This window comes from Litorivivens sp., from assembly GCF_041625495.1.
Taxonomy (GTDB): Bacteria; Pseudomonadota; Gammaproteobacteria; order Pseudomonadales; family Spongiibacteraceae; genus Litorivivens.
Genome location: NZ_JBFJTH010000022.1, coordinates 14,662 through 33,538 on the forward strand (window position 1 = coordinate 14,662; position 18,877 = coordinate 33,538).

19 protein-coding genes are annotated in these 18,877 nt (G+C 56.6%); 8 read left to right on the forward strand and 11 right to left on the reverse strand.

Annotation, left to right across the window (positions count from 1 at the left end):
- The first annotated feature begins 192 nt into the window (after positions 1–192).
- Entirely contained in the window at positions 193–1,311 is a 1,119-nt protein-coding gene (locus ABYP39_RS04275) for a hypothetical protein (protein WP_372781287.1), read from the forward strand.
- A 178-nt stretch (positions 1,312–1,489) separates the two neighbouring features.
- On the opposite strand, the gene parC is transcribed toward ABYP39_RS04275, so the two are convergent.
- A complete protein-coding gene (gene parC, locus ABYP39_RS04280; RefSeq protein WP_372750270.1) occupies positions 1,490–3,742 on the reverse strand; it encodes a DNA topoisomerase IV subunit A in 2,253 nt (750 codons plus the stop codon).
- Positions 3,743–3,904: 162 nt separating this feature from the next.
- Here parC and ABYP39_RS04285 point away from each other — a divergent pair, with 162 nt between their 5' ends.
- Positions 3,905–4,153 (forward strand): hypothetical protein, encoded by a 249-nt coding sequence (locus ABYP39_RS04285; RefSeq protein WP_372758505.1) that lies wholly within the window; start codon positions 3,905–3,907, stop codon positions 4,151–4,153.
- 116 nt (positions 4,154–4,269) lie between these two features.
- Positions 4,270–4,515 (forward strand): hypothetical protein, encoded by a 246-nt coding sequence (locus tag ABYP39_RS04290; RefSeq protein WP_372758504.1) that lies wholly within the window; start codon positions 4,270–4,272, stop codon positions 4,513–4,515.
- A gap of 18 nt (positions 4,516–4,533) precedes the next feature.
- Here ABYP39_RS04290 and ABYP39_RS04295 read toward each other — a convergent pair whose 3' ends face one another.
- A complete protein-coding gene (locus ABYP39_RS04295) occupies positions 4,534–4,719 on the reverse strand; it encodes a hypothetical protein (RefSeq protein ID WP_372758503.1) in 186 nt (61 codons plus the stop codon).
- Between the two features lie 82 nt (positions 4,720–4,801).
- Here ABYP39_RS04295 and ABYP39_RS04300 point away from each other — a divergent pair, with 82 nt between their 5' ends.
- Complete coding sequence (locus ABYP39_RS04300; protein WP_372763693.1) at positions 4,802–5,284, forward strand: peptidylprolyl isomerase; 483 nt, start codon at positions 4,802–4,804, stop codon at positions 5,282–5,284.
- Positions 5,285–5,351: 67 nt separating this feature from the next.
- Here ABYP39_RS04300 and ABYP39_RS04305 read toward each other — a convergent pair whose 3' ends face one another.
- The 7 genes from ABYP39_RS04305 to typA form a co-directional block, all read right to left on the reverse strand.
- Positions 5,352–6,191, reverse strand: a complete 840-nt coding sequence (locus tag ABYP39_RS04305) for a transporter (RefSeq protein ID WP_372763692.1) — start codon at positions 6,189–6,191, stop codon at positions 5,352–5,354.
- Positions 6,192–6,360: 169 nt separating this feature from the next.
- Positions 6,361–7,221: an alpha/beta hydrolase gene (locus tag ABYP39_RS04310; protein WP_372765202.1), complete on the reverse strand. Its 861-nt coding sequence runs from the start codon at positions 7,219–7,221 to the stop codon at positions 6,361–6,363.
- Positions 7,190–9,058 carry a DUF4105 domain-containing protein gene (locus ABYP39_RS04315; RefSeq protein WP_372759461.1) on the reverse strand — a complete coding sequence of 623 codons (1,869 nt, stop codon included), beginning with the start codon at positions 9,056–9,058 and terminating at the stop codon, positions 7,190–7,192. Before ABYP39_RS04315 ends, ABYP39_RS04310 begins: the two co-directional genes overlap by 32 nt.
- A gap of 44 nt (positions 9,059–9,102) precedes the next feature.
- Complete coding sequence (locus tag ABYP39_RS04320; protein WP_372759460.1) at positions 9,103–9,585, reverse strand: DUF3015 domain-containing protein; 483 nt, start codon at positions 9,583–9,585, stop codon at positions 9,103–9,105.
- A 116-nt stretch (positions 9,586–9,701) separates the two neighbouring features.
- Positions 9,702–10,142, reverse strand: a complete 441-nt coding sequence (gene dtd / locus ABYP39_RS04325; protein WP_372759459.1) for a D-aminoacyl-tRNA deacylase — start codon at positions 10,140–10,142, stop codon at positions 9,702–9,704.
- A 13-nt stretch (positions 10,143–10,155) separates the two neighbouring features.
- Entirely contained in the window at positions 10,156–11,112 is a 957-nt protein-coding gene (pip, locus tag ABYP39_RS04330; RefSeq protein ID WP_372765189.1) for a prolyl aminopeptidase, read from the reverse strand.
- Positions 11,113–11,253: 141 nt separating this feature from the next.
- Complete coding sequence (gene typA, locus ABYP39_RS04335) at positions 11,254–13,074, reverse strand: translational GTPase TypA (protein ID WP_372781289.1); 1,821 nt, start codon at positions 13,072–13,074, stop codon at positions 11,254–11,256.
- Between the two features lie 216 nt (positions 13,075–13,290).
- On the opposite strand from typA, the gene ABYP39_RS04340 reads away from it, so the two are divergent.
- Positions 13,291–14,613, forward strand: a complete 1,323-nt coding sequence (locus ABYP39_RS04340; protein WP_372749561.1) for a sodium-dependent transporter — start codon at positions 13,291–13,293, stop codon at positions 14,611–14,613.
- A complete protein-coding gene (locus ABYP39_RS04345; protein ID WP_372749562.1) occupies positions 14,613–15,050 on the forward strand; it encodes a hypothetical protein in 438 nt (145 codons plus the stop codon). Before ABYP39_RS04340 ends, ABYP39_RS04345 begins: the two co-directional genes overlap by 1 nt.
- 47 nt (positions 15,051–15,097) lie before the next feature.
- Here the strand turns inward: ABYP39_RS04345 and ABYP39_RS04350 are convergent, their stop codons facing one another.
- Entirely contained in the window at positions 15,098–15,820 is a 723-nt protein-coding gene (locus tag ABYP39_RS04350) for an FKBP-type peptidyl-prolyl cis-trans isomerase (protein WP_372749563.1), read from the reverse strand.
- Between the two features lie 162 nt (positions 15,821–15,982).
- On the opposite strand from ABYP39_RS04350, the gene ABYP39_RS04355 reads away from it, so the two are divergent.
- The gene (locus ABYP39_RS04355; RefSeq protein ID WP_372749564.1) at positions 15,983–16,747 is read left to right on the forward strand and encodes a hypothetical protein; all 765 of its coding nucleotides are present in this window, start codon (positions 15,983–15,985) and stop codon (positions 16,745–16,747) included.
- 21 nt (positions 16,748–16,768) lie between these two features.
- Here ABYP39_RS04355 and ABYP39_RS04360 read toward each other — a convergent pair whose 3' ends face one another.
- A complete protein-coding gene (locus tag ABYP39_RS04360; protein WP_372749350.1) occupies positions 16,769–17,260 on the reverse strand; it encodes a TIGR02444 family protein in 492 nt (163 codons plus the stop codon).
- Between the two features lie 25 nt (positions 17,261–17,285).
- On the opposite strand from ABYP39_RS04360, the gene ABYP39_RS04365 reads away from it, so the two are divergent.
- Positions 17,286–18,877: ABC-F family ATP-binding cassette domain-containing protein (locus ABYP39_RS04365; RefSeq protein WP_372781291.1), on the forward strand; the 1,592-nt coding region annotated here is incomplete at its 3' end.

An 18,877-nucleotide genomic window follows, 5' to 3' on the forward strand; every position in this document is an offset into this window, starting at 1 on the left:
GCGAATATTAAAACCGGCTATTGTAGCGGGCACAGCCGGTTCACACCATCAACCGACAACTTCGGTATACTGCGCTTCCGGAAGATAAATGCCGATCACATGCCAATACCCTTGAAGCCGACATACCTCGCGGGCCTTTTTTCGCGCGCTGCCAACTTTCTGCTCAGGTTGCCCCTGCCGGCCAAGTGCGCCGTGTTAATCCTGCTCATTCTAACCGCGCACAGCGCGACACTGCTGCTGGCCAGCGCCCGGGGCAACAGCCAGCTGCTGACTGAACAAAGCACCCTGTTTGCGAAACAATGGGTGCAGCAGATTGCCTACCAGAGTCGCGAAGGCCTGATTCGCAATGATCGAGTAACCCTGCTCAGTGTGCTGCGCCTGCAGGCAGAAAACCCCTTGCTGGCGTATGCGCAAGTCACCGACAGCGACAACCAGACACTGGTGGAAGTAGGCCAGCACAGCGAAAGCAACCCGCGATTTACCAGCCCCATCCTGTTAGGCCAGGATATTGCTGGCAGCGTGGTGATTGAGCTGCAAACCGCACCCCTAGAAACCGCACAAACCCAGCTGCAGTGGCAACTGTTGTTGCTGTCAGCACTGACGGCGGCCCTGGCCATCGCACTGACAATGGCCCTAGCCCAGAAACTCGACAATCTGCTGCAGCGCATTCGCCGCAACCTGCTGCAACCCAGTGAAACGCCGCTGCAAATTTCCTATGCGGGAAGCGACACCTTGGGCGAACTGCTTCAGACACTGGCAAACCCCGAACCCAACCTGCCGGCGCTAACCCCACGGGCGGTGGATTGGGTCGTACTGCATATTCACTGGCAGCACTACGAAAGACTGACCCAGCAGTGGGGCAAGGCAGAACTCGACCGCCGGGTCACGCAGAGCTATCAGGCCGCATTGGCTATGTCGCGCCTTTACCATGGCGTTTTAAAAATTCACCGCCGCGACGGTGTCACCCTACGCTTTCGCGCCCTTGAGGGCAGCGATCATCCCTTGCTGCGCGCGTTGTGCAGCGCACATCTACTCAAGGCACTTGATCACACACTCGGCGCGCGCGCGGCAATCGGTTCCGTGCGCAGTGAAAGCCATCAGTTTCAGCTTGAGGCTCAGGAAGTTCGACTGGTGGAAGTGCTGGTAGCTTGCGACGGCCGCGCCATTCAGACACGCCTGCCCAGTGATCTGGGCACTGCTGCGCTGGAATGGGCCGAGGCCACCCCCGACGGGCTGGTAATGAAAGAGCGCTACCGTCAGCTACTGGACAAACAGCTGGCGCGACTTGAAGCGCAATTGAATCCCGGCTGAGCACGAGCTCAAAAACGTTCTTGGTAACGCCGGGTGGCAATCGCGTGCTTCAACAGGCGCCAGGAGTGAGGGCAAGTGCCAGCATTGAGCATCCAAACTAAAACCTGTCCACCTGAGCTTACAAAGAACCAAAAAAAACCGGGGATAGACCCCGGTTTGTAACTGCAAACCCGATGGTTTAGTCGGGATTGATCTCCAGACCATCCACTTTCTGGAAACCGCGCGGTAGTTTGTGTCCACGTCGACCGCGCTCGCCGAGATAGTGCTCCAGCTCGCCGAATTTGAGATTTAAGTAGCGTTTGCCCGAGAACACACGCAGGGTATCACTCTCTGTCATCACGGCCACCGCAACCACGTATTCCTCTCGTGCAGCGACCCGTGCGCTGGGTATACCAATCATTTTATTACCCTTGCCGCGCGGCATTTCCGGCAATTCCGTCAGAGGGAATACCAACATGCGGCCATCTGTTGTGGCCGCCACCACGTGACCCTCGGTTCCCGCTAACGGCACCGGGTTGAGCACTTGCGCACCCTTCGGCAGTGTCAGGACAGCCTTGCCTGCGCGGTTTTTGCTTTGCAGGTCTGACAGTTTGGCAACGAAACCGTAGCCTGCGTCCGAGGCCAGCAGAACCCGCTGATCGTCGCCGCCCATCAGCATCCCGTTAAACACGGCCCCCGATGGTGCGTTCAATCGTCCGGTAATTGGTTCGCCCTGACCGCGCGCCGACGGCAGCGTATGGGCGGCAACCGTGTAGGCACGGCCGCTGTTATCCAGAATAATCACCGGCTGATTGCTGCGACCGCGCGCCGCCAGTTTGAACTTGTCCCCTGACTTGTAGTTCAGCGACTCCACATCGATGTCGTGGCCTTTGGCGGCGCGAATCCAACCCTTCTCCGACATAACAACGGTGACCGGATCAACCGGCATCAGCTCTTCTTCAGAGAACGCTTTGGCTTCTTCACGCGACACCAGCGGCGAACGGCGATCGTCGCCATATTCTTCGGCAACGGCTTTGAGTTCTTTACGGATCAGGTTTTTCAGCTTGCGGGGCGAACCCAGCGTTGCTTCAAGATTGTCTCGTTCGGCGGCCAGTTCGTCCTGCTCGCCGCGAATCTTCATTTCCTCAAGCTTTGCTAAATGGCGCAGCTTCAATTCCAAAATCGCTTCAGCCTGCTTGTCACTCAGCCCGAAGCGCTCCATCAACACAACTTTCGGCTTGTCCTCAGTTCGGATAATGGCAATGACCTCATCAATATTGAGGTACGCAATCAACAGACCTTCCAACAGGTGCAGTCGCGCCAGTACTTTGTCGAGACGGAACTGAAGTCGGCGACGGGTTGTCTCGGTGCGAAACTCCAGCCACTCCCCAAGCAGGGTATTGAGGGCCTTAACCTGCGGCCGGCCGTTAATACCAATAACGTTGAGATTTACCCGGTAGGTTTTTTCCAGGTCAGTGGTGGCAAAAAGGTGATTCATCATCGCCTCGAGATCCACCCGGTTGGAGCGCGGCACGATCAACAGGCGGGTCGGATTTTCGTGATCCGATTCGTCGCGCAGATCTGCCACCATCGGCAGTTTTTTCGCCTGCATTTGCTGGGCAATCTGCTCCAGCACCTTAGAGCCAGACGCCTGATAAGGGAGCGACGAGATCACCACATCGCCATCTTCTTTGTGCCACCGCGCGCGCATGCGCAAACTGCCGCGGCCAGTTTCGTACATTTTGATCAGGTCAGCGCGCGGCGTAATCAATTCCGCGTCGGTGGGAAAATCCGGCCCTTGAATAAACTCGCAAAGGTCCTCAACGCTGGCCTTGGGTTTATCGAGCAGGGCAATACAGGCGCTGACCACCTCGCGCAAATTATGCGGCGGAATATCGGTAGCCATGCCCACCGCGATGCCCGTCGTGCCGTTGAGCAACACATTGGGTACCCGCGCGGGCAGTGTTGAAGGCTCGTCCATGGTGCCGTCAAAATTTGGCACCCAATCCACCGTACCCTGCGCCAGCTCCGACAGCAGCACGTCGGCATAAGCCGTGAGCCGTGATTCGGTGTAGCGCATCGCGGCAAAGGATTTGGGATCATCGGGTGAACCCCAGTTGCCCTGCCCGTCTACCAAGGGGTAGCGGTAGGAGAAATTTTGCGCCATCAGCACCATCGCCTCGTAGGCCGCTGAATCGCCGTGGGGATGGAATTTACCGATGACATCACCAACCGTACGCGCCGATTTTTTGAATTTGGCGCTAGCCTTTAGCCCCAGTTCGCTCATTGCATACACAATGCGGCGCTGCACTGGCTTGAGCCCGTCGGCGATATTGGGCAGTGCCCGGTCGAGAATGACGTACATGGAATAATCCAGGTAGGCCTTCTCGGTGTAGGCTTTGAGCGATAGCTGCTCAATACCGTCTTCTGAAATAGTGGTTTGGTTTTCCATTGACAACTTCCAGTCAGCGGCGACGTACTACTGTAGTTTTATCGCCATATATCAATTACTTAGAAAATTTTACGGGTATCTACCTAGTTCCGACAAGGTCCTGCATCCCTATACTTTTCCCGTGGCCGCATTCTGCGTGTTCACTCTATGGAGCGCATCCGCATGCAGGACACGAAAGAAAACGTAATCAACCTCGAACAGTATCAAAAAGCCACACAGCAAGCACTTGTCGACGATATCAGCGCTCAGGCCTTTGTCTTTTTGCGCGAGCAGGCACAGGAAAATGCCATTCCCATGAAATCCGTTCTACTGGAGCACCTGCTGGGTATCGCTCTGGTTATCAAGGCGGTCGAGGGCCACGAGGAATCCGCCCGTATCCTGCGGGAACTTGCCGAACAGATCAACGGCTAGCCGTCGCCTTTCGTTTTTATGTCTTGCACTACGGGTAAGTACGAAGTTACGAAGCGCCGATCGCCTCTTAGACTACTACACAGTTATTCACAAATGTGACTTGAGAGGCAAAGACAATGGCACACCCAAACAACGTAGTCAGGCTTTCAGATTTCCGCGCCGCCAATCAACAGGAACTTATTGACGATATCAGCGCCGAAGCCTTCATGATGCTGCGCGATGCCGCCATGACCAGCAACATCTCGGTCAAGGACGTATTGTTAGAGCACTTGGGCGATATCGTGCGGGTTTTCAATAGCGTGGAAGGTGCTGACGAAACCCGTGCCATCCTTGAGCAGATCGAGCACCAGATACTGGGCTAACCCAACCCTCCCGCTCTGTCAGTGCGCGGTGGTTTTCAGTTTGCCACAGCGCGCACAGCGGTAAACCGTTACGAGCTTCCCCTGCTTCACATCAAACCGACTTTTGGTTTCTACCTGCCAGCGATGGTGCCCCTCGCGGCACAGGGTAGACTTGGCTGAGGCCTTCTTCTTTCGCCCCGGCGTAAAAGCAACCACATCCCCCATATCTTCTGCCTGCTAGGAATTTGCATAAACGGCGATTAGTATAGCCGCCTGTTAGACGACATGCCCAGCAAGAGAGCACTTGATGCAGATCGAAAAAAACCGTGTGGTGTCCTTTCATTATCGCCTGTCCGAGCAAAGCGGCGGTGAAATCGAACACAGTTACGATGGTGAGCCCTCGCTCTACCTTCATGGCGCCCGCAATATCCTGCCCGCCTTGGAAAAGGCGCTGGCCGGTTTAAGCGCCGGCGACAAAATTGAAGTATCACTGACGCCCGAACAAGCCTATGGATTAAGGCAGGAAGGTCGGGTGCAGCGCATCCCCGCCAAATACCTCAAACATGAGGGCAAGATGAAACCGGGCCAGGTGGTTCGCTACCGGGACGATAACGGCACCCAGCAGGCAACCGTTATCAAAGTGGGGAAATTTTCCGTCGACGTGGACGCCAACCACCCACTGGCAGGCAAAGCCCTGGAATTTGCGATTGAGATTGTCGACGTGCGCGAGGCCTCTGCCGATGAGATCGCCCACGGCCATGCTCACGGCCCTGGCGGGCATCACCACTAAATCCCAGCCATAAAAAAACCGGGGACAGACCCGGTTTGTTTATGCGGGTTGTACCCGATTACTGCTGCTATTCAAGTTCCAAAAAGAACTGGGCGTCACGGATCAGCAAGTTGCGGCGATCGAAGTGGAAGATGGCCACGCCGCGCTTTTCAAGGTCTCCGTCGCGATAATAGACGGTGGCCGACGTGGCACGCCCGGCAGACAGCAGCTTCTCTACGCGTAGTTGACCTGGCGGGATATCCCAAAACGCTATGCGCTGCTCATGGCCGTAGGGCCAGCCCATCAGGCCGTCATCGGTAAACAGGCGTTCCAGCGCGCGGTTCTGCTTCTGATTAAAGGCAGAGACCAGCGCCTCAACCTTTTTCTTGCCTGCCTCGCCAACCGTTTCCCTAGCCTGCAGGAAGCCCTGCAAACCCGACAGCCCCATATGACGCAGCATGCGCCAGAATGAAGATATCCCGGCCACTGCGCTCGCTATGCCGTACTGCATTTGCTGACGCAGCATCGGTGCCAGCTCCCAATGGGCGGCGAGACGCTTGATGCGCACTTCGCCGTGCTCGGTTGTCAGCTCGTAAAGCAGATGCATGGGCACCCGCACCACCACCTTATCCGACATGCGAATCTCGATATCCAGATCCCTGACCACCGCGCCGGTGCACACTACATCGTAATCCACGTCAAAACGAATATCGTTGGCAGCGATAAAGGTTTCATAGAAGCAGCTTAGCGGGCTCTGGCCATTCTCGTCAGCCAGATTGATCTGTGGTTTCGAGCCAACCGGGTCTTCCACCACCGCGCAGTCAGCAAACAGCGACAGCCATTCGGGTTTATTATGCATAGCAACCGCGGCGGGAGAGCCTTCGACACAGGCTAGCAGAGCTTGCTTATCACGGAGAAGTGTTCGCATATTCGTGTTCTCACAAAACTACAGCAGGGACCGAGCTTACTGGCTGGCGCATGCGAAGAACTGTGACATTTTCACAATTACACACGCTAAGCTGTCAAAATCGGTAGTTTGTCACATACGGTTGGGGAACCACCGCATGCCTTGGCAAGAGACACTGGGGCTTAGCCGACTACAGGCTAGCGATAAAGTCCAGCAACGCCTGTCGCTGCGCCGCAAACGCAAAGGTTGCGATATGAGGCCCTGCGGTTTCTCTCAGTTGCTTCGGCGACGCCGCCTTGGCGTACAGCGAATGGGAGTGCCCAATTGGAACAACGCTGTCATCCGGGCTATGTAAGTAGAGCTGCGGAACGCCAGCCAACTGCCCCACAACATCAATTAAATCGAAACCTTTGGGCATCAACAGCGGTGCGAGCGGTGCAAACGGCCAGGTAACCCAGTTGCGCCTAGCAACCTCACCGGCAATGCGCGGGTAAGATGCGACCGCCGCATCGAGTACCATGGCATCGGGTTTATCCGCTTGAGTCGCCATAGCAAAACCCGCAACACCACCCCCGAGGCTTTGACCCAATACAATCAGCGGTGCGGTCACCTGCCTGTCACGCAACCACTGATAGCCTTTGCGCACATCGTCAATAACGCCCGCCAACTCGGGCTCACCGCCCGACTGGCCGTAGCCCCGGTAATCCAGCAGGAATACGTCATAACCCTTCTCTGGTAGCCACAGCACACTGTGCATATGGGTGCTGATATTCTCGGCATTGCCGTGCAGGAAGTAGACCGTTCCGCGTGCCTCACTGGCGGCCGGCAGCCACCAGCCATGCAGGCGGATGTCACCCTGCGCGATATAGACATCCTGGTATGCAACACCGTGATCTGCAGGTGTTGCGACTATTTTTTTCATTGGATAAAACAGCAAGCTGGCACAACCGCTCAGGGTAAGCGCCCCAACCACCACCAGCAGGCTACGCGCTATTACAGAAAGCGCGAGGGCCGGGGCCTTAAAAATAATAACGCCATTGCAGACTGACATCCTCATCCCCTTGCCCCTCCTCCACAACCCGCCGCCAGTTAAAACGGATGCCGTGTTGCGCGGCAACCGCCACATTTAAGGACAGGCCCACCGTATTGCGTTCCACGCCATTTGCAAAACGGTAATGCTCTGCTTCCAGTGCAGCGGCAACATGTTCTCGTTGCAAGCCACCGCGCACTGTCAGGCCTGGCGCCGCTTGCCAGTTGTTCTCAAACCCTTCGTTATATTCTGCCCGAAGGGTCGCCAGCGCAGAAATATCAACACCCAGAATCTGCCACGAGCCGCCCGCGCCGCCCGAAGCGTAGGGCGCCAGATAATCCGGATGCCCGTCGCTGCGTTCAAGCCCGCCGCGAGCCTGCCAGCTGATCGGTTGAAAAAAGTCAGTGCGCGGCGCCAACGAACGGATATCGACCAATGTAAGCGATTGCAAGCGACTGCCCTCCCCATCCACCTGTCGCAGTGTTGCCTGCAGCATATTGAGCGATGCATTGCGAGGATAGCCCGCGACTGGGTCCAGCAGGTCATGATAGGTAAGGCGCAGGGACACCTCCCGGTAGTCGCGCTCGTCGAAACGCCCCAGCGCTAGGCCTGCCAGCGCCGTTGCATGCCCCGCATCCGGTTCGGTTGGCCTGACTGGAGTCGCAGACTGACCTGCATCCGGGGGCAGGTGATTAATCGCCCGGAGCAACGCAAAGCTACGCCCGGCAACATCCGGACTACGCTGCTGTCGATTGTGCTGATAGCGTAGCAGGCGATAAGCGCCCAAGAGTAAAGTGCGCTGCTCATCCACAGATTTGCGTTGGAATGCCGGTACTAGATTTTGCGCTGGCTCCCGCGCCAGCGTCAGCACCCATTGCCGCTGCGCGGCGTCGAGGGGCGCCACCAACGCATCGAGCTCCCGCTGCCGGGACGGTCGATAGACCACCTCATCCACCAGCCCTGCTTCACGCACCGCGCGCACCGTGTCCACCGGGATGGCGTGTACTGGAAATTCAGCCGTGAGCGTTAGCCCCGGGCGCGCTACCTCCAGCAGTTCAAGCAGACGAAACGAACAGTTTTCATCCATAAAATAGTAGTCAAAATTGATCGATTGCAGTTCCCACAGATGGGCCATCAAACGATCAATTTCTGCCGCGTTAAGATTCAGCTCATATTCCCACACGTCGCGATTTTCAAGACGCGAGTACTCCTGCAGTTTGTCGACATAGGGCTGCAGGCTAAAGTGCCCGGGGTAACCGCCACTCATGCCGCGCCAGGCAAACAGCAGACTGCTGTCATTATCGGGCACAACCGCCGCGTAATTCACGGCATAGGACAGCAGAGCCGACTCGGCACGGTAACCCTGGGGGTCAACCCGTAAAAAGGTGTGACCGTACATGGAAGAGGGGCTATTGAGATAACTGGCGGCAAACACCAGCGCAACGGCGCCGGCGTTGATAGTTCCTCGCCACTGGCGGTAACCATCACAGGCAGCAGGTAATTCTGAGTCCAGGGCGCCCTGTTGCTGCAACCAACGAAAACGCGCGATGAATTGGCAGCGCAATGTCGCCTGGTTCTGCAACTGCTCTACCGTGGCCTGCAATTCCGCACGCGCATCACGCCTGCCGTTCACACTGAGGAAAAACGCCGGGTCGTCGACATAGCTTTTGCGCTCATAACCTGCTTTTGCACGGCCATAATGCAGCAATGCCCGCCATTGAGGATGATCCGCCAGCGCATCGAGAGATGGTGACTGCGTCGACCCCTCCAATCCGGCCTTGCTGAGCGGCAACTGGGCGCGCGCTGATACAGCAAAAACCAGCAACAGGAGCAGGCCCCAGTAGCGTCGTGTTGTCATGAATCAGGGAAAGGCGGCGCAGCCTGAGGCAGCGCCGCTATCGATCAGGCAGCGTATTTGGCGAGCTGTGCGTCGGCGCGCATCAGATCCAGCATCGAGGCCATCACATCGTCGGCGGTAACTGAATCGCTGGGAAACAACGCGTCAAAATTATTGTGCAGCAACGTTTTGAAGTGCGAACGATCTTCCGTCGCAACACCCATGGAGATCGCAACGGCGCTGAGCGCCTCGCCGTCACCGCGGGCCACGTCTTCGCTGAACTCATCCATGATCGCACCCAGATTGATCAGTGGTTTGCCCGCGTAGGTAAGCGTGCCGTTGGCGGAGCAACCATTGGTACCGGAGGTCATGCCAAAGGTGTTGTTGCCAGAAGTACCATTGGTAATAGAAGCCACCACATGAATGGGCAGGCCGGACTGACCTTCGAACAGCATATTGCCCCAACCACAACTATCGCCCCCAGGTACCACAGCAAAGCTGGCTGCAGATGCGGTGGCCAGAACAGAAGCCATTAACAGTTTTTTCATAAGGAATCTCCAGACATTGTTAGGATTGTTGTGCAGGAGCCCACACATCAGGGCGAGCCTGGCCCCAGCCTAGCACAAGGCCATCGCAAAGTGCCCTCCAAATTGCAGCCCAATATTTATTGAAATTCCAGCAGGAAAGTAACCGGCCCATCATTGAGTAATTCAATCTGCATATCTGCGCCAAAGCGACCAGCCTCGACTGTCGGATGACGTTCTCGCAGTGTGTCGAGCAGGGCGTTGTAGAGCAGCTGGGCGTCAGCCGGGCTAGCTGCAGTGGAGAAACCGGGGCGCAAGCCTTTGCGGGTATCGGCGGCAAGGGTGAATTGGGACACCAGCAACAGGCCACCGTCGATGTCCCGCAGCGACGCATTCATCCGCCCTTCTTCATCGGCAAACAGGCGATAGTTGAGTAGTCGCTCGGCCACTTTTTCCAGGAGTAACGGGGTATCATTGCGCTCTACGCCGAGCAACACCAACATGCCCTGATCGATGGCACCCACCTCCTTTTCGTCGACGCAGACACGGGCATGGCGGACACGCTGAATTAAAGCTTTCACTGACGGGAGTACCTTATGCTGAGCGGTCAGTCAGCCATTGCAGCATATCCCGCGTGGCGTGAACAAGGGCATCACTCATGGCGGGTTCAAAAGCCGAGTGACCGCCATCGCGAATGATGCGCAATTCACTTTCAGGCCAAGCTGCGTGCAGGCTCGCAGCGTTTTCCAGCGGGCAGACCATATCGTAGCGTCCGTGCACAATGATGCCTGGAATGCCCTGGAGACTGGCGGCGTTGTCGAGCAACTGATTTTCTGCCAGAAAGCCCTTGTTTACAAAATAGTGGGTTTCAAGCCGGGCCATGGCGAGCGCGTTGTGCGCTTCGTTGTTGGATTTCAGTTCTCCCGGGTGTGGGCGCAGGCTGGCGCAGGTAGCCTCCCAGTTTGCCCACGCGCGAGCGGCACTCATGCGCTCTATATCGTTGCTTACCTGCAGTTCCCGGTAATAACCGCCGATCAAATCGTCTTTATCGGGGGCATGCGCAAGCAGCTCATCCCACGCATCCGGAAATACCCGGTTGGCGCCGTCGCGATAAAACCAGTCCAGGTCGCGTTGCCGGCAAAGGAAAACACCGCGCAGTACCATGCCGCTTACCCGCTCTGGACGGGATTGGGCGTAGGCCAGCGCAAGGGTGGCGCCCCAAGAGCCGCCAAACAGCAGGCAGCGTTCAATGCCGAGACTGTCGAGCAAACGGTCAATATCGTTTAATAAATCAGTCAGGGTGTTGTTGGCGATTTCTGCATGCGGTGTCGAGTGGCCGGAGCCGCGCTGATCAAAAAGAATTATCCGGTAAGCTTCCGGGTCAAAAAAGCGTCGACTGTTGTGATTGCAACCCGCGCCGGGACCACCGTGAAGAAACAGCACTGGCGCGCCATCCGGACTGCCGCTTTCCTCGCAATACAGTACGTGCGGTGAATCCACCGGTAACTGGAAGGTGCGATAGGGTTTTATTTCTGGATACAGGGGTAGCACTGAATACCTCAAGCACAGCTGCTATTAAAGCTTAGCCTATGCCGGCGGTTTCAGCGAGGACGTTTTGGAGCAGCAACGGGCGCGGCTTAGCCGCACCCACTGCTTTACTTAGCGAGCGGGTGGCGAACCACCTGACTGGCTTTAACCTTTGGCAGCGTTACCGGCACGCTTGCGCTCGTGCTCTTTCAGCAGTTTTTTGCGCAGACGAATACTTTCCGGTGTAACTTCGACCAGCTCATCGTCTTCGATAAACTCAAGCGCCTGCTCAAGCGTATGACGCACTGGCGGTGACAAGGTCAGCGCTTCATCGGTACCCGATGCACGGACGTTGGTCAGCTGCTTGGCCTTGGTGGGGTTGACCACAAGGTCGTTGCTGCGCGAGTGCAGACCGATTATCTGGCCTTCATACACTTCTTCACCGTGACCCAGAAACAGTCTGCCGCGATCCTGCAGGTTAAACAGGCCATAGCTGAGGGTCTTACCCTGCACCATAGACACCAGCACGCCGTTGTTACGGCCGCCAACGTCACCCATTTTAACCGGACCATAATGATCAAAAATGCTGGTCAGAATGCCGGAACCCGAGGTCAGGGTCATAAACAGCGAACGGAAACCGATCAAACCGCGTGACGGAACAATGAACTCCAGTTTTACCCGACCCTTGCCATCTGGCTGCATGTTGGTCATTTCAGCTTTGCGCAGACCCAGCTCTTCCATGACCGAGCCCTGATGCTGCTCTTCCACATCGATCACGACCTGCTCAAAGGGCTCGTGAATCTCACCATTAACTTCTTTTTGCACCACTTCCGGACGCGATACGCCAAGCTCAAAACCTTCGCGGCGCATGTTTTCAATCAACACCGACAGGTGCAATTCACCCCGGCCCGAAACAATGAACTTGTCCGGCGTATCGCCCGGACGCACGCGCAGAGCCACGTTGTGGATCAGCTCCTGCTCAAGACGCTCGGAAATATTGCGGGTGGTGACGTACTTGCCTTCTTTGCCGGCAAACGGCGAGTCGTTGACCTGGAAGGTCATGCTGACGGTCGGTTCGTCGACTGTCAGTGCTGGCAGTGCTTCTACCGCCTCTGGAGAGCAGAGGGTGTCGGAAATACTCAGGCCTTCGATACCGGTAATACAGACGATATCGCCGGCGCGGGCTTCCTGCACTTCCACCCGCTCCAGACCAAGGTAACCCATTACCGAGAGCACGCGGCCTTTGCGCGTCTTGCCGTGACGGTCAACCACCACCAGCTGCTGGCTGGGGCGCAAGGTGCCACGAGTAATGCGGCCAACCCCAATAACGCCAACATAGCTGGAGTAATCTAGGGCGGAAATCTGCATTTGCAGCGGCGCGTCGACATCGACTTCCGGCGGGCTAACCCGGTCGACAATCATTTCAAACAGGGGCGTCATGTCTTCGGCCAGCTCGTCGGCTTCCGGGCCGGCGTAGCCATTGAGGGCAGACGCGTAAACGATCGGGAAATCCAGCTGCTCGTCAGTGGCACCCAAACGATCGAAAAGATCAAATACCTGATCGATTACCCAGTGCGGACGCGCGCCTGGACGGTCAATCTTGTTCACCACCACAATCGGCTTAAGGCCGCGCTCAAAGGCTTTCTGGGTAACGAAACGGGTCTGCGGCATGGGGCCATCCACCGCGTCGACCAGCAGCAGTACACTGTCGACCATCGACAGCACCCGCTCGACCTCGCCACCAAAATCCGCGTGTCCGGGGGTATCCACGATATTGATGCGGTAGCCGTTCCAGTTGATAGCGGTATTTTTGGCAAGGATAGTAATACCGCGTTCGCGCTCCTGGTCGTTGGAGTCCATGATGCGCTCGGCGCCTTCACTGCGGCGATCAAGTGTACCGGACTGGCTGAGGAGTTTATCGACCAGGGTGGTTTTACCATGGTCAACGTGGGCGATAATCGCGATATTGCGTAACTTTTCGATCATTGAGAGTCTCTGTGGGGCGTGCCCCGAAATTGCGAGGCCTTTCTGGCGTCGTTGAAAATACGGATGTCGTGGGAAGCGTCGTCTGTCAGAATCGGTCTTCACCGGCTCGCCGGTCGCGAGCGGCGCGCATTATAGCCCATAAAACAGTCAACTGCCTTGGGTTAAGCGTGTTAATCCCGTTACAATCCGTCCAAATTAAAACTAAAGCCTACCTAAATGACTCATAACGCGACCGTAAAAGACAACTGGACCAAGCGCTGGACCTTTATTCTTGCCGCTACCGGGTCCGCTGTTGGTCTTGGCAATATCTGGAAATTCCCTTATATAACAGGCGAGTACGGCGGTGGCGCCTTCGTACTAATCTATCTTGCCTGCATTTTACTGGTCGGCGTGCCGGTGATGATTGCTGAAGTTATGCTGGGTCGAAGCACACGCGCAAATCCGGTAGACGCGATGCTAATTCTGACCGAGCGGGAAAATGCACCCAAGCTGTGGAGCATTGTGGGTATCGGCGGCGTTATTGGCGGCCTGCTGATTCTGATGTTTTACAGTGTTGTGGCTGGCTGGGCGCTGGATTACAGCTGGCAAAGCCTGACCGCTCAGTATGACGGTTTACCCGCACCAGCCATCGAGGCTAATTTCGACGATGTGGCGGGCAGTTTCGCCCGGCAATGGGGCTGGCAGAGCCTGTTTGTGCTACTTACAGGCGGTGTTATCGCGGCGGGTGTAACCGGCGGTATTGGCCGTGCGGTCGAAATTTTGATGCCTTTGCTGATTGTTTTTCTTCTTATTCTGCTCGGCTACAGCTGGGCCACGGGTGATTTCATCACCAGCCTGAAATTCATGTTTACGCCAGACTTCTCAAAACTCACCACAGAAGCGGTATTGGTTGCCCTCGGACACGCCTTCTTTACATTGAGTTTGGGGATGGGAGCGATCATGGCCTACGGTGCGTACATGCCAGGCGAGCACTCCATTGGCAAAACCGTCATCACCATTGGCTTTTTGGACACTGCCATCGCACTTATAGCCGGCATGGCCATCTTTCCGCTGGTCTTTGCCAACAACCTTGAACCCAGCTCCGGCCCTGGCTTGATGTTTGTTTCACTGCCGATTGCCTTCGCCCACATGCCGGGCGGCATGGTGTTTGGCAGTATTTTCTTTATTCTGGTCAGCATAGCCGCACTAAGTTCGTCTATTTCCCTGATTGAACCCGGGGTGGCCTGGCTTGAGCGACACGGCATACACCGCAAGGTGGGCACCACCGGCGCGGCGCTGATTGGCTGGCTTGGCGGCATTGGCTGCATTTACTCCAGTGATTTCTTCAACTCGCTGGATCACATCACAGCTAACTACATTTTGCCTCTGGGCGGCCTGCTGATTGCGCTATTTGCCGGCTTCGTGATGAGCCGCGACCATGTGAAAGAGGGTGTCCGCTTCGATACCGACACCTTCTTTAGCCTGTGGTACTTCGCGCTGCGCTATATCGCACCGCTCGGTATTCTCATTGTCTTTCTGCATAGCGTCGGCCTGATCTAATGCTCAAACCGCTGCATGTGTTTATTGGCTTTTGCCTGCTGGTCTTTGGCGGGCTCTACTATTACGCCACCGAACAGGATGACAAACACTCCGCCCAAGCGCGCCTTTACCTTGAAGATGCGCTCAGCGAGATCTCCAGCTGGCAACCAGAAGCCTTGCGCCACCACCTGACCCCCGCAGCCCGCGAGGCGGTCAGCAATGAGCAGCTTTATCAGGTACTTGAGCAGTACCGGCCGCTAGGCAAATTCAAAAGCCTGCACAGCCTACAGTTTTCAACTCTGACGGCAGCATTGTCGGTATTTGGTGAAGAAAAGCGCCTGAGCTACAGCTTTCCGGCACGATTTGAGAATGGGGAGGCTTTGGTGACCGCGACACTGGCGGTTCACGAGGGGCAATTCCGGCTCTATAACTTCAGCATTCGCCGATCCGAGAGCTGACAGGGCGCGCCTAACGTCCATCAAGACATTCGGCGCGCTGAATTGGCTCAGCCTTCGCTGCCTTCTTCTTTTTCGATACCCAGCAACTCAACTTCAAAGATAAGTGCCTGGTTTGGGCCAATCGCACCCTGAGTGCCGCCGGGGCCATAGGCCAGATCAGAGGGAATGTAGAGTTCCCACTTGCTGCCCACCGGCATCAGCTGCAGTGCCTCGGTCCAGCCGGCAATAACACCATTGACCGGGAAAGTAATGCTCTCACCGCGCGCATAGGAGCTGTCAAATTCGGTGCCGTCAATTAAGGTGCCGCGATAGTGCACTTCGACCACGTCATCAGCTGCAGGCTTGGCGCCATCGCCGTTATCAATCACCTTGTACTGCAGCCCACTTTCCAGTGTAACTACACCGTCCTTTTTGGCATTTTCTGCCAGATAGGCTTCTGAGGCCACGCGATTTTTCTCAGCGTCCTGCTCGGCCTGGGCCTGCATTTCAGCCATTTTCTTTTGCTGATAACCCTGCAGGGTAGCCATCATGTCCTCTTCGGACATCTTCAGCTCACCACCGTCGATACCATCACTGACACCAGCGCTAAAGGCGGCCACGTCCAGCTCCATGTTTTGACCGATGCGCTTACCCAAGTCCACACCAAAGCTGTAGCTCACTTTTTGCATTTCTGAATCGAGCTTCACCTCCGCCGGGGCAGAGGCATCCTTGCCATCACAGGCGGCCAAAACAGTGGCCAGGGTCGCTACGGCGAAGACTTTTCTTTTCATTCCAGTACCTTCTCGTCTACTCTTAGGAGAATTTCGTGCCGTGATACAGCACAACAGGGGCAACAGTCTGCCACAAATTAGGGGCCGGACAATAGCTATAGTGCGTCAAGTTTGTATAATGGAATTGATGTTTTTTTGAACATTTTCGGAAGGTTAGGAAGCATGCCAGGCAATAATAAAAAGGCAGGCAGCGTCGAAGCACTGGAAAAAAAGCTGGCTGCCTTGCGAGAAAAGCTGCTGAACACCCAGGCTCAGCAGCTAAAAAAGGCGCAGAACACCGCCGAAAAGGCGGGTAATGACGTCCAAAAGCTTAAAACTGCGCTGAAAACGTCGCAGCAAAAATTGCGCGCGGCAAAAACGCCTGCACAGACCAAGAGCGCCCAGACAGCGCTGACCAAGGCAGAGAAAGCTCTGACCGCCGCCGAGGCGACAGCGGCTGAAGCCAACGTTAAAATTGCCGAGATAAAGGCGGAAATAGAGCGGGAAAAAGCGGCCTACGCCGCCGAACAGGCCGCTATCAAAAGCATGCCGAAAGCCAAGGCTGCCGCCAAAAAGGCACCGCCAGCTAAGAAAGCACCTGCGGCCAAGAAGGCGGCGCCCAAAAAGGCCGCGCCAAAGGCCAAAGCAGCTCCTGCGCAGCCCAAAGCCGCCCCCGCGAAAGCCAAGGCAGCAAAGAGCGAGCCCGCCAGCAAAGCCGAGAGCGCTAAGACTGCACCCGCCAAAGCCGCACCAGCGAAAAAGGCCCCAGCGAAGGCAAAGGCCACAGCTAAAGCGGCAAAGCCAGCAAAACCCGCGCCGGTCGCACCTCGCCCAGAACCGCCGGAACCACCACCGCCCCCGAGGCGCAAGGCCACGTTTCTGCCGGACACCATCAGTCGGCCGAAATCCAAAGCCGATACGGTTGCATCAATTTTTGACGTGGAATAACCCGGCAAAGATCACGCTAGGCTAGGCATCACCCTCAGCGGGTGGTGTCGCTGCCACCGCCTCAATCAACTCACCCAGCAAACCGTTCCAAGCCAGCTCCAGCTGGTCAAAGTAACGGTGTAAATTGGTCTGCGCACAGAGAGGAAAAGATTGCTTCTTCGGCGAAATCGCGGCCTTCTGCCAGTAACTGTAGATTTCATCCTGCTGCCAACGCTCCAGCGACATCTCGAAACGCTGCGCCTCCTGATAGACATTGGGCGGCGCCGCCTGCTTGATACGGCGGCGCAGGGCGCGCGCTTCCAGCAGGAAGTTTTCGCGAAAAGACTGGCTGTGCGCCACCATGTCGGCGATCTGATCAGGCGCCCAGACGATACCGCGCTTGGCCAGCCAACAGGCTGACAGCAACAGATTTACGTCCGCACCATAGTCTTCCTGCAGTCTCAGACAGAGTTTCTGTACCCGAGGCTGGGAATAAACCAGCAAGGTATATTGCCAAAGGGCATTGTCGGCCACAGTGCCTCCGTTATAATCGCCGCCCATGATTGAATTCGAACAGTTAAGCTTACTACGCGGCGGCAAAACTTTGCTAGAAAGTGCCGACTTGCGCCTGCACGACGGCGATCACGTTGCCTTGATCGGCGCCAATGGTAGCGGAAAATCCAGCCTATTCGCCCTGTTGCGCGGCAAGCTCGAACCTGATCGCGGCAGTGTACGGATTCCCAAACAGTGGCGCATCGCCCATATGGCTCAGGAGGTCTCGGCCAGCGATCGGCCCGCCGTCGACTACGTGATCGACGGCCACACGGAATTCAGACAGGTTGAGACCGAACTGGCAACCTGCAGAAATGATATGAGGTTGGCCGAATTACATGGTCAGCTCGACGCCCTGAACGCTTACGCCATTCCCAGCCAAGCCGAGCAGCTGCTGTTGGGCCTGGGCTTTAAGCAGAGCCAGCTGAGCACGCCGGTACGGGATTTCTCAGGCGGCTGGCGCATCCGGCTCAATCTGGCCCAGGCGCTAATGCGCCCCTCCGACCTGCTGCTGCTCGATGAGCCCACCAACCACTTGGATATGGATGCGACCTTGTGGCTCGAGCAATGGCTGCAGGCCTACAGCGGCACTCTGATGCTGATCTCCCACGATCGCGACTTTATCGACGCCACGTGTAATCAGGTAGCGCACCTTAGCAACCACACACTAACCCACTATCGCGGCAACTATTCAGCGTTCGAGCGCCAGCGTGCGGAAAAGCTCGCCCAGCAGCAATCTGCCTTTGAAAAGCAGCAAGCTGAAATTGCCCATATGGAAAACTTCATCCGACGCTTTAAGGCCAAGGCGACCAAGGCTCGCCAGGCCCAAAGCCGCATCAAAGCGCTGGAGCGGATGACCGAAATTGCACCGGCACACGTGGATTCGCCGTTCAGTTTCCGCTTTCCGGTACCTGAGAAAATGTCAGACCCGCTGCTGACGTTGTCGCAGGCAGAGCTGGGCTATGACGGCAAAACGATTTTGCGGAACATCAAGCTCAGTGTACACCCGGGCAGCCGCATTGGCCTGCTGGGTGCCAATGGTGCCGGCAAGTCCACTCTGCTGAAAACCCTCGGCGGCGTGCTGCCCCTACTCAGCGGCAAACGCACGCAGGGCGAGCATCTGGCGCTGGGCTATTTCAGCCAGCACCAACTGGAAACCCTCGATCTGGACGCCAGCCCTGCCACCCAATTGCAGCGGCTAGCTCCAAAAGCCCGCGAACAGGAAATCCTCAATTTCCTCGGCAGCTTCAATATTCGCGGTGATATGGCTTCCGGTTCCTGCCGCTTTTTTTCTGGCGGCGAAAAAGCCCGATTGGCGCTGGCCATCATCGTCTGGCAGAAGCCCAACCTTTTGCTGCTGGACGAACCCACCAACCATCTCGATCTGGAAATGTGTCAGGCCCTTACCGTTGCGTTGCAGGGATTCGACGGCGCTTTGATTGTTGTATCCCACGATCGTCACCTGCTGCGAAACACCGTCGATGACCTGTTGCTGGTCAACGACGGCAAGGCCGAAGCCTACGACGGCGATCTCGATGACTACCGGCGCTGGATTCTGAGTCGCGCCAGCGAACAGAGTAGCAACACCCCCGCACAGCA

Excerpts from the sequence above, each read along its gene's own strand:
- ABYP39_RS04340 (WP_372749561.1), top strand. The coding sequence starts at position 13,291 with ATGACTCATAACGCGACCGTAAAAGACAACTGGACCAAGCGCTGGACC.
- ABYP39_RS04315 (WP_372759461.1), bottom strand. The coding sequence starts at position 9,058 with ATGACAACACGACGCTACTGGGGCCTGCTCCTGTTGCTGGTTTTTGCT.
- ABYP39_RS04305 (WP_372763692.1), bottom strand. The coding sequence starts at position 6,191 with ATGCGAACACTTCTCCGTGATAAGCAAGCTCTGCTAGCCTGTGTCGAA.
- ABYP39_RS04295 (WP_372758503.1), bottom strand. The coding sequence starts at position 4,719 with ATGGGGGATGTGGTTGCTTTTACGCCGGGGCGAAAGAAGAAGGCCTCA.
- ABYP39_RS04285 (WP_372758505.1), top strand. The coding sequence starts at position 3,905 with ATGCAGGACACGAAAGAAAACGTAATCAACCTCGAACAGTATCAAAAA.
- parC (WP_372750270.1), bottom strand. The coding sequence starts at position 3,742 with ATGGAAAACCAAACCACTATTTCAGAAGACGGTATTGAGCAGCTATCG.
- ABYP39_RS04345 (WP_372749562.1), top strand. The coding sequence starts at position 14,613 with ATGCTCAAACCGCTGCATGTGTTTATTGGCTTTTGCCTGCTGGTCTTT.
- ABYP39_RS04300 (WP_372763693.1), top strand. The coding sequence starts at position 4,802 with ATGCAGATCGAAAAAAACCGTGTGGTGTCCTTTCATTATCGCCTGTCC.
- ABYP39_RS04310 (WP_372765202.1), bottom strand. The coding sequence starts at position 7,221 with ATGTCAGTCTGCAATGGCGTTATTATTTTTAAGGCCCCGGCCCTCGCG.
- ABYP39_RS04355 (WP_372749564.1), top strand. The coding sequence starts at position 15,983 with ATGCCAGGCAATAATAAAAAGGCAGGCAGCGTCGAAGCACTGGAAAAA.
- ABYP39_RS04290 (WP_372758504.1), top strand. The coding sequence starts at position 4,270 with ATGGCACACCCAAACAACGTAGTCAGGCTTTCAGATTTCCGCGCCGCC.
- typA (WP_372781289.1), bottom strand. The coding sequence starts at position 13,074 with ATGATCGAAAAGTTACGCAATATCGCGATTATCGCCCACGTTGACCAT.
- ABYP39_RS04320 (WP_372759460.1), bottom strand. The coding sequence starts at position 9,585 with ATGAAAAAACTGTTAATGGCTTCTGTTCTGGCCACCGCATCTGCAGCC.
- ABYP39_RS04350 (WP_372749563.1), bottom strand. The coding sequence starts at position 15,820 with ATGAAAAGAAAAGTCTTCGCCGTAGCGACCCTGGCCACTGTTTTGGCC.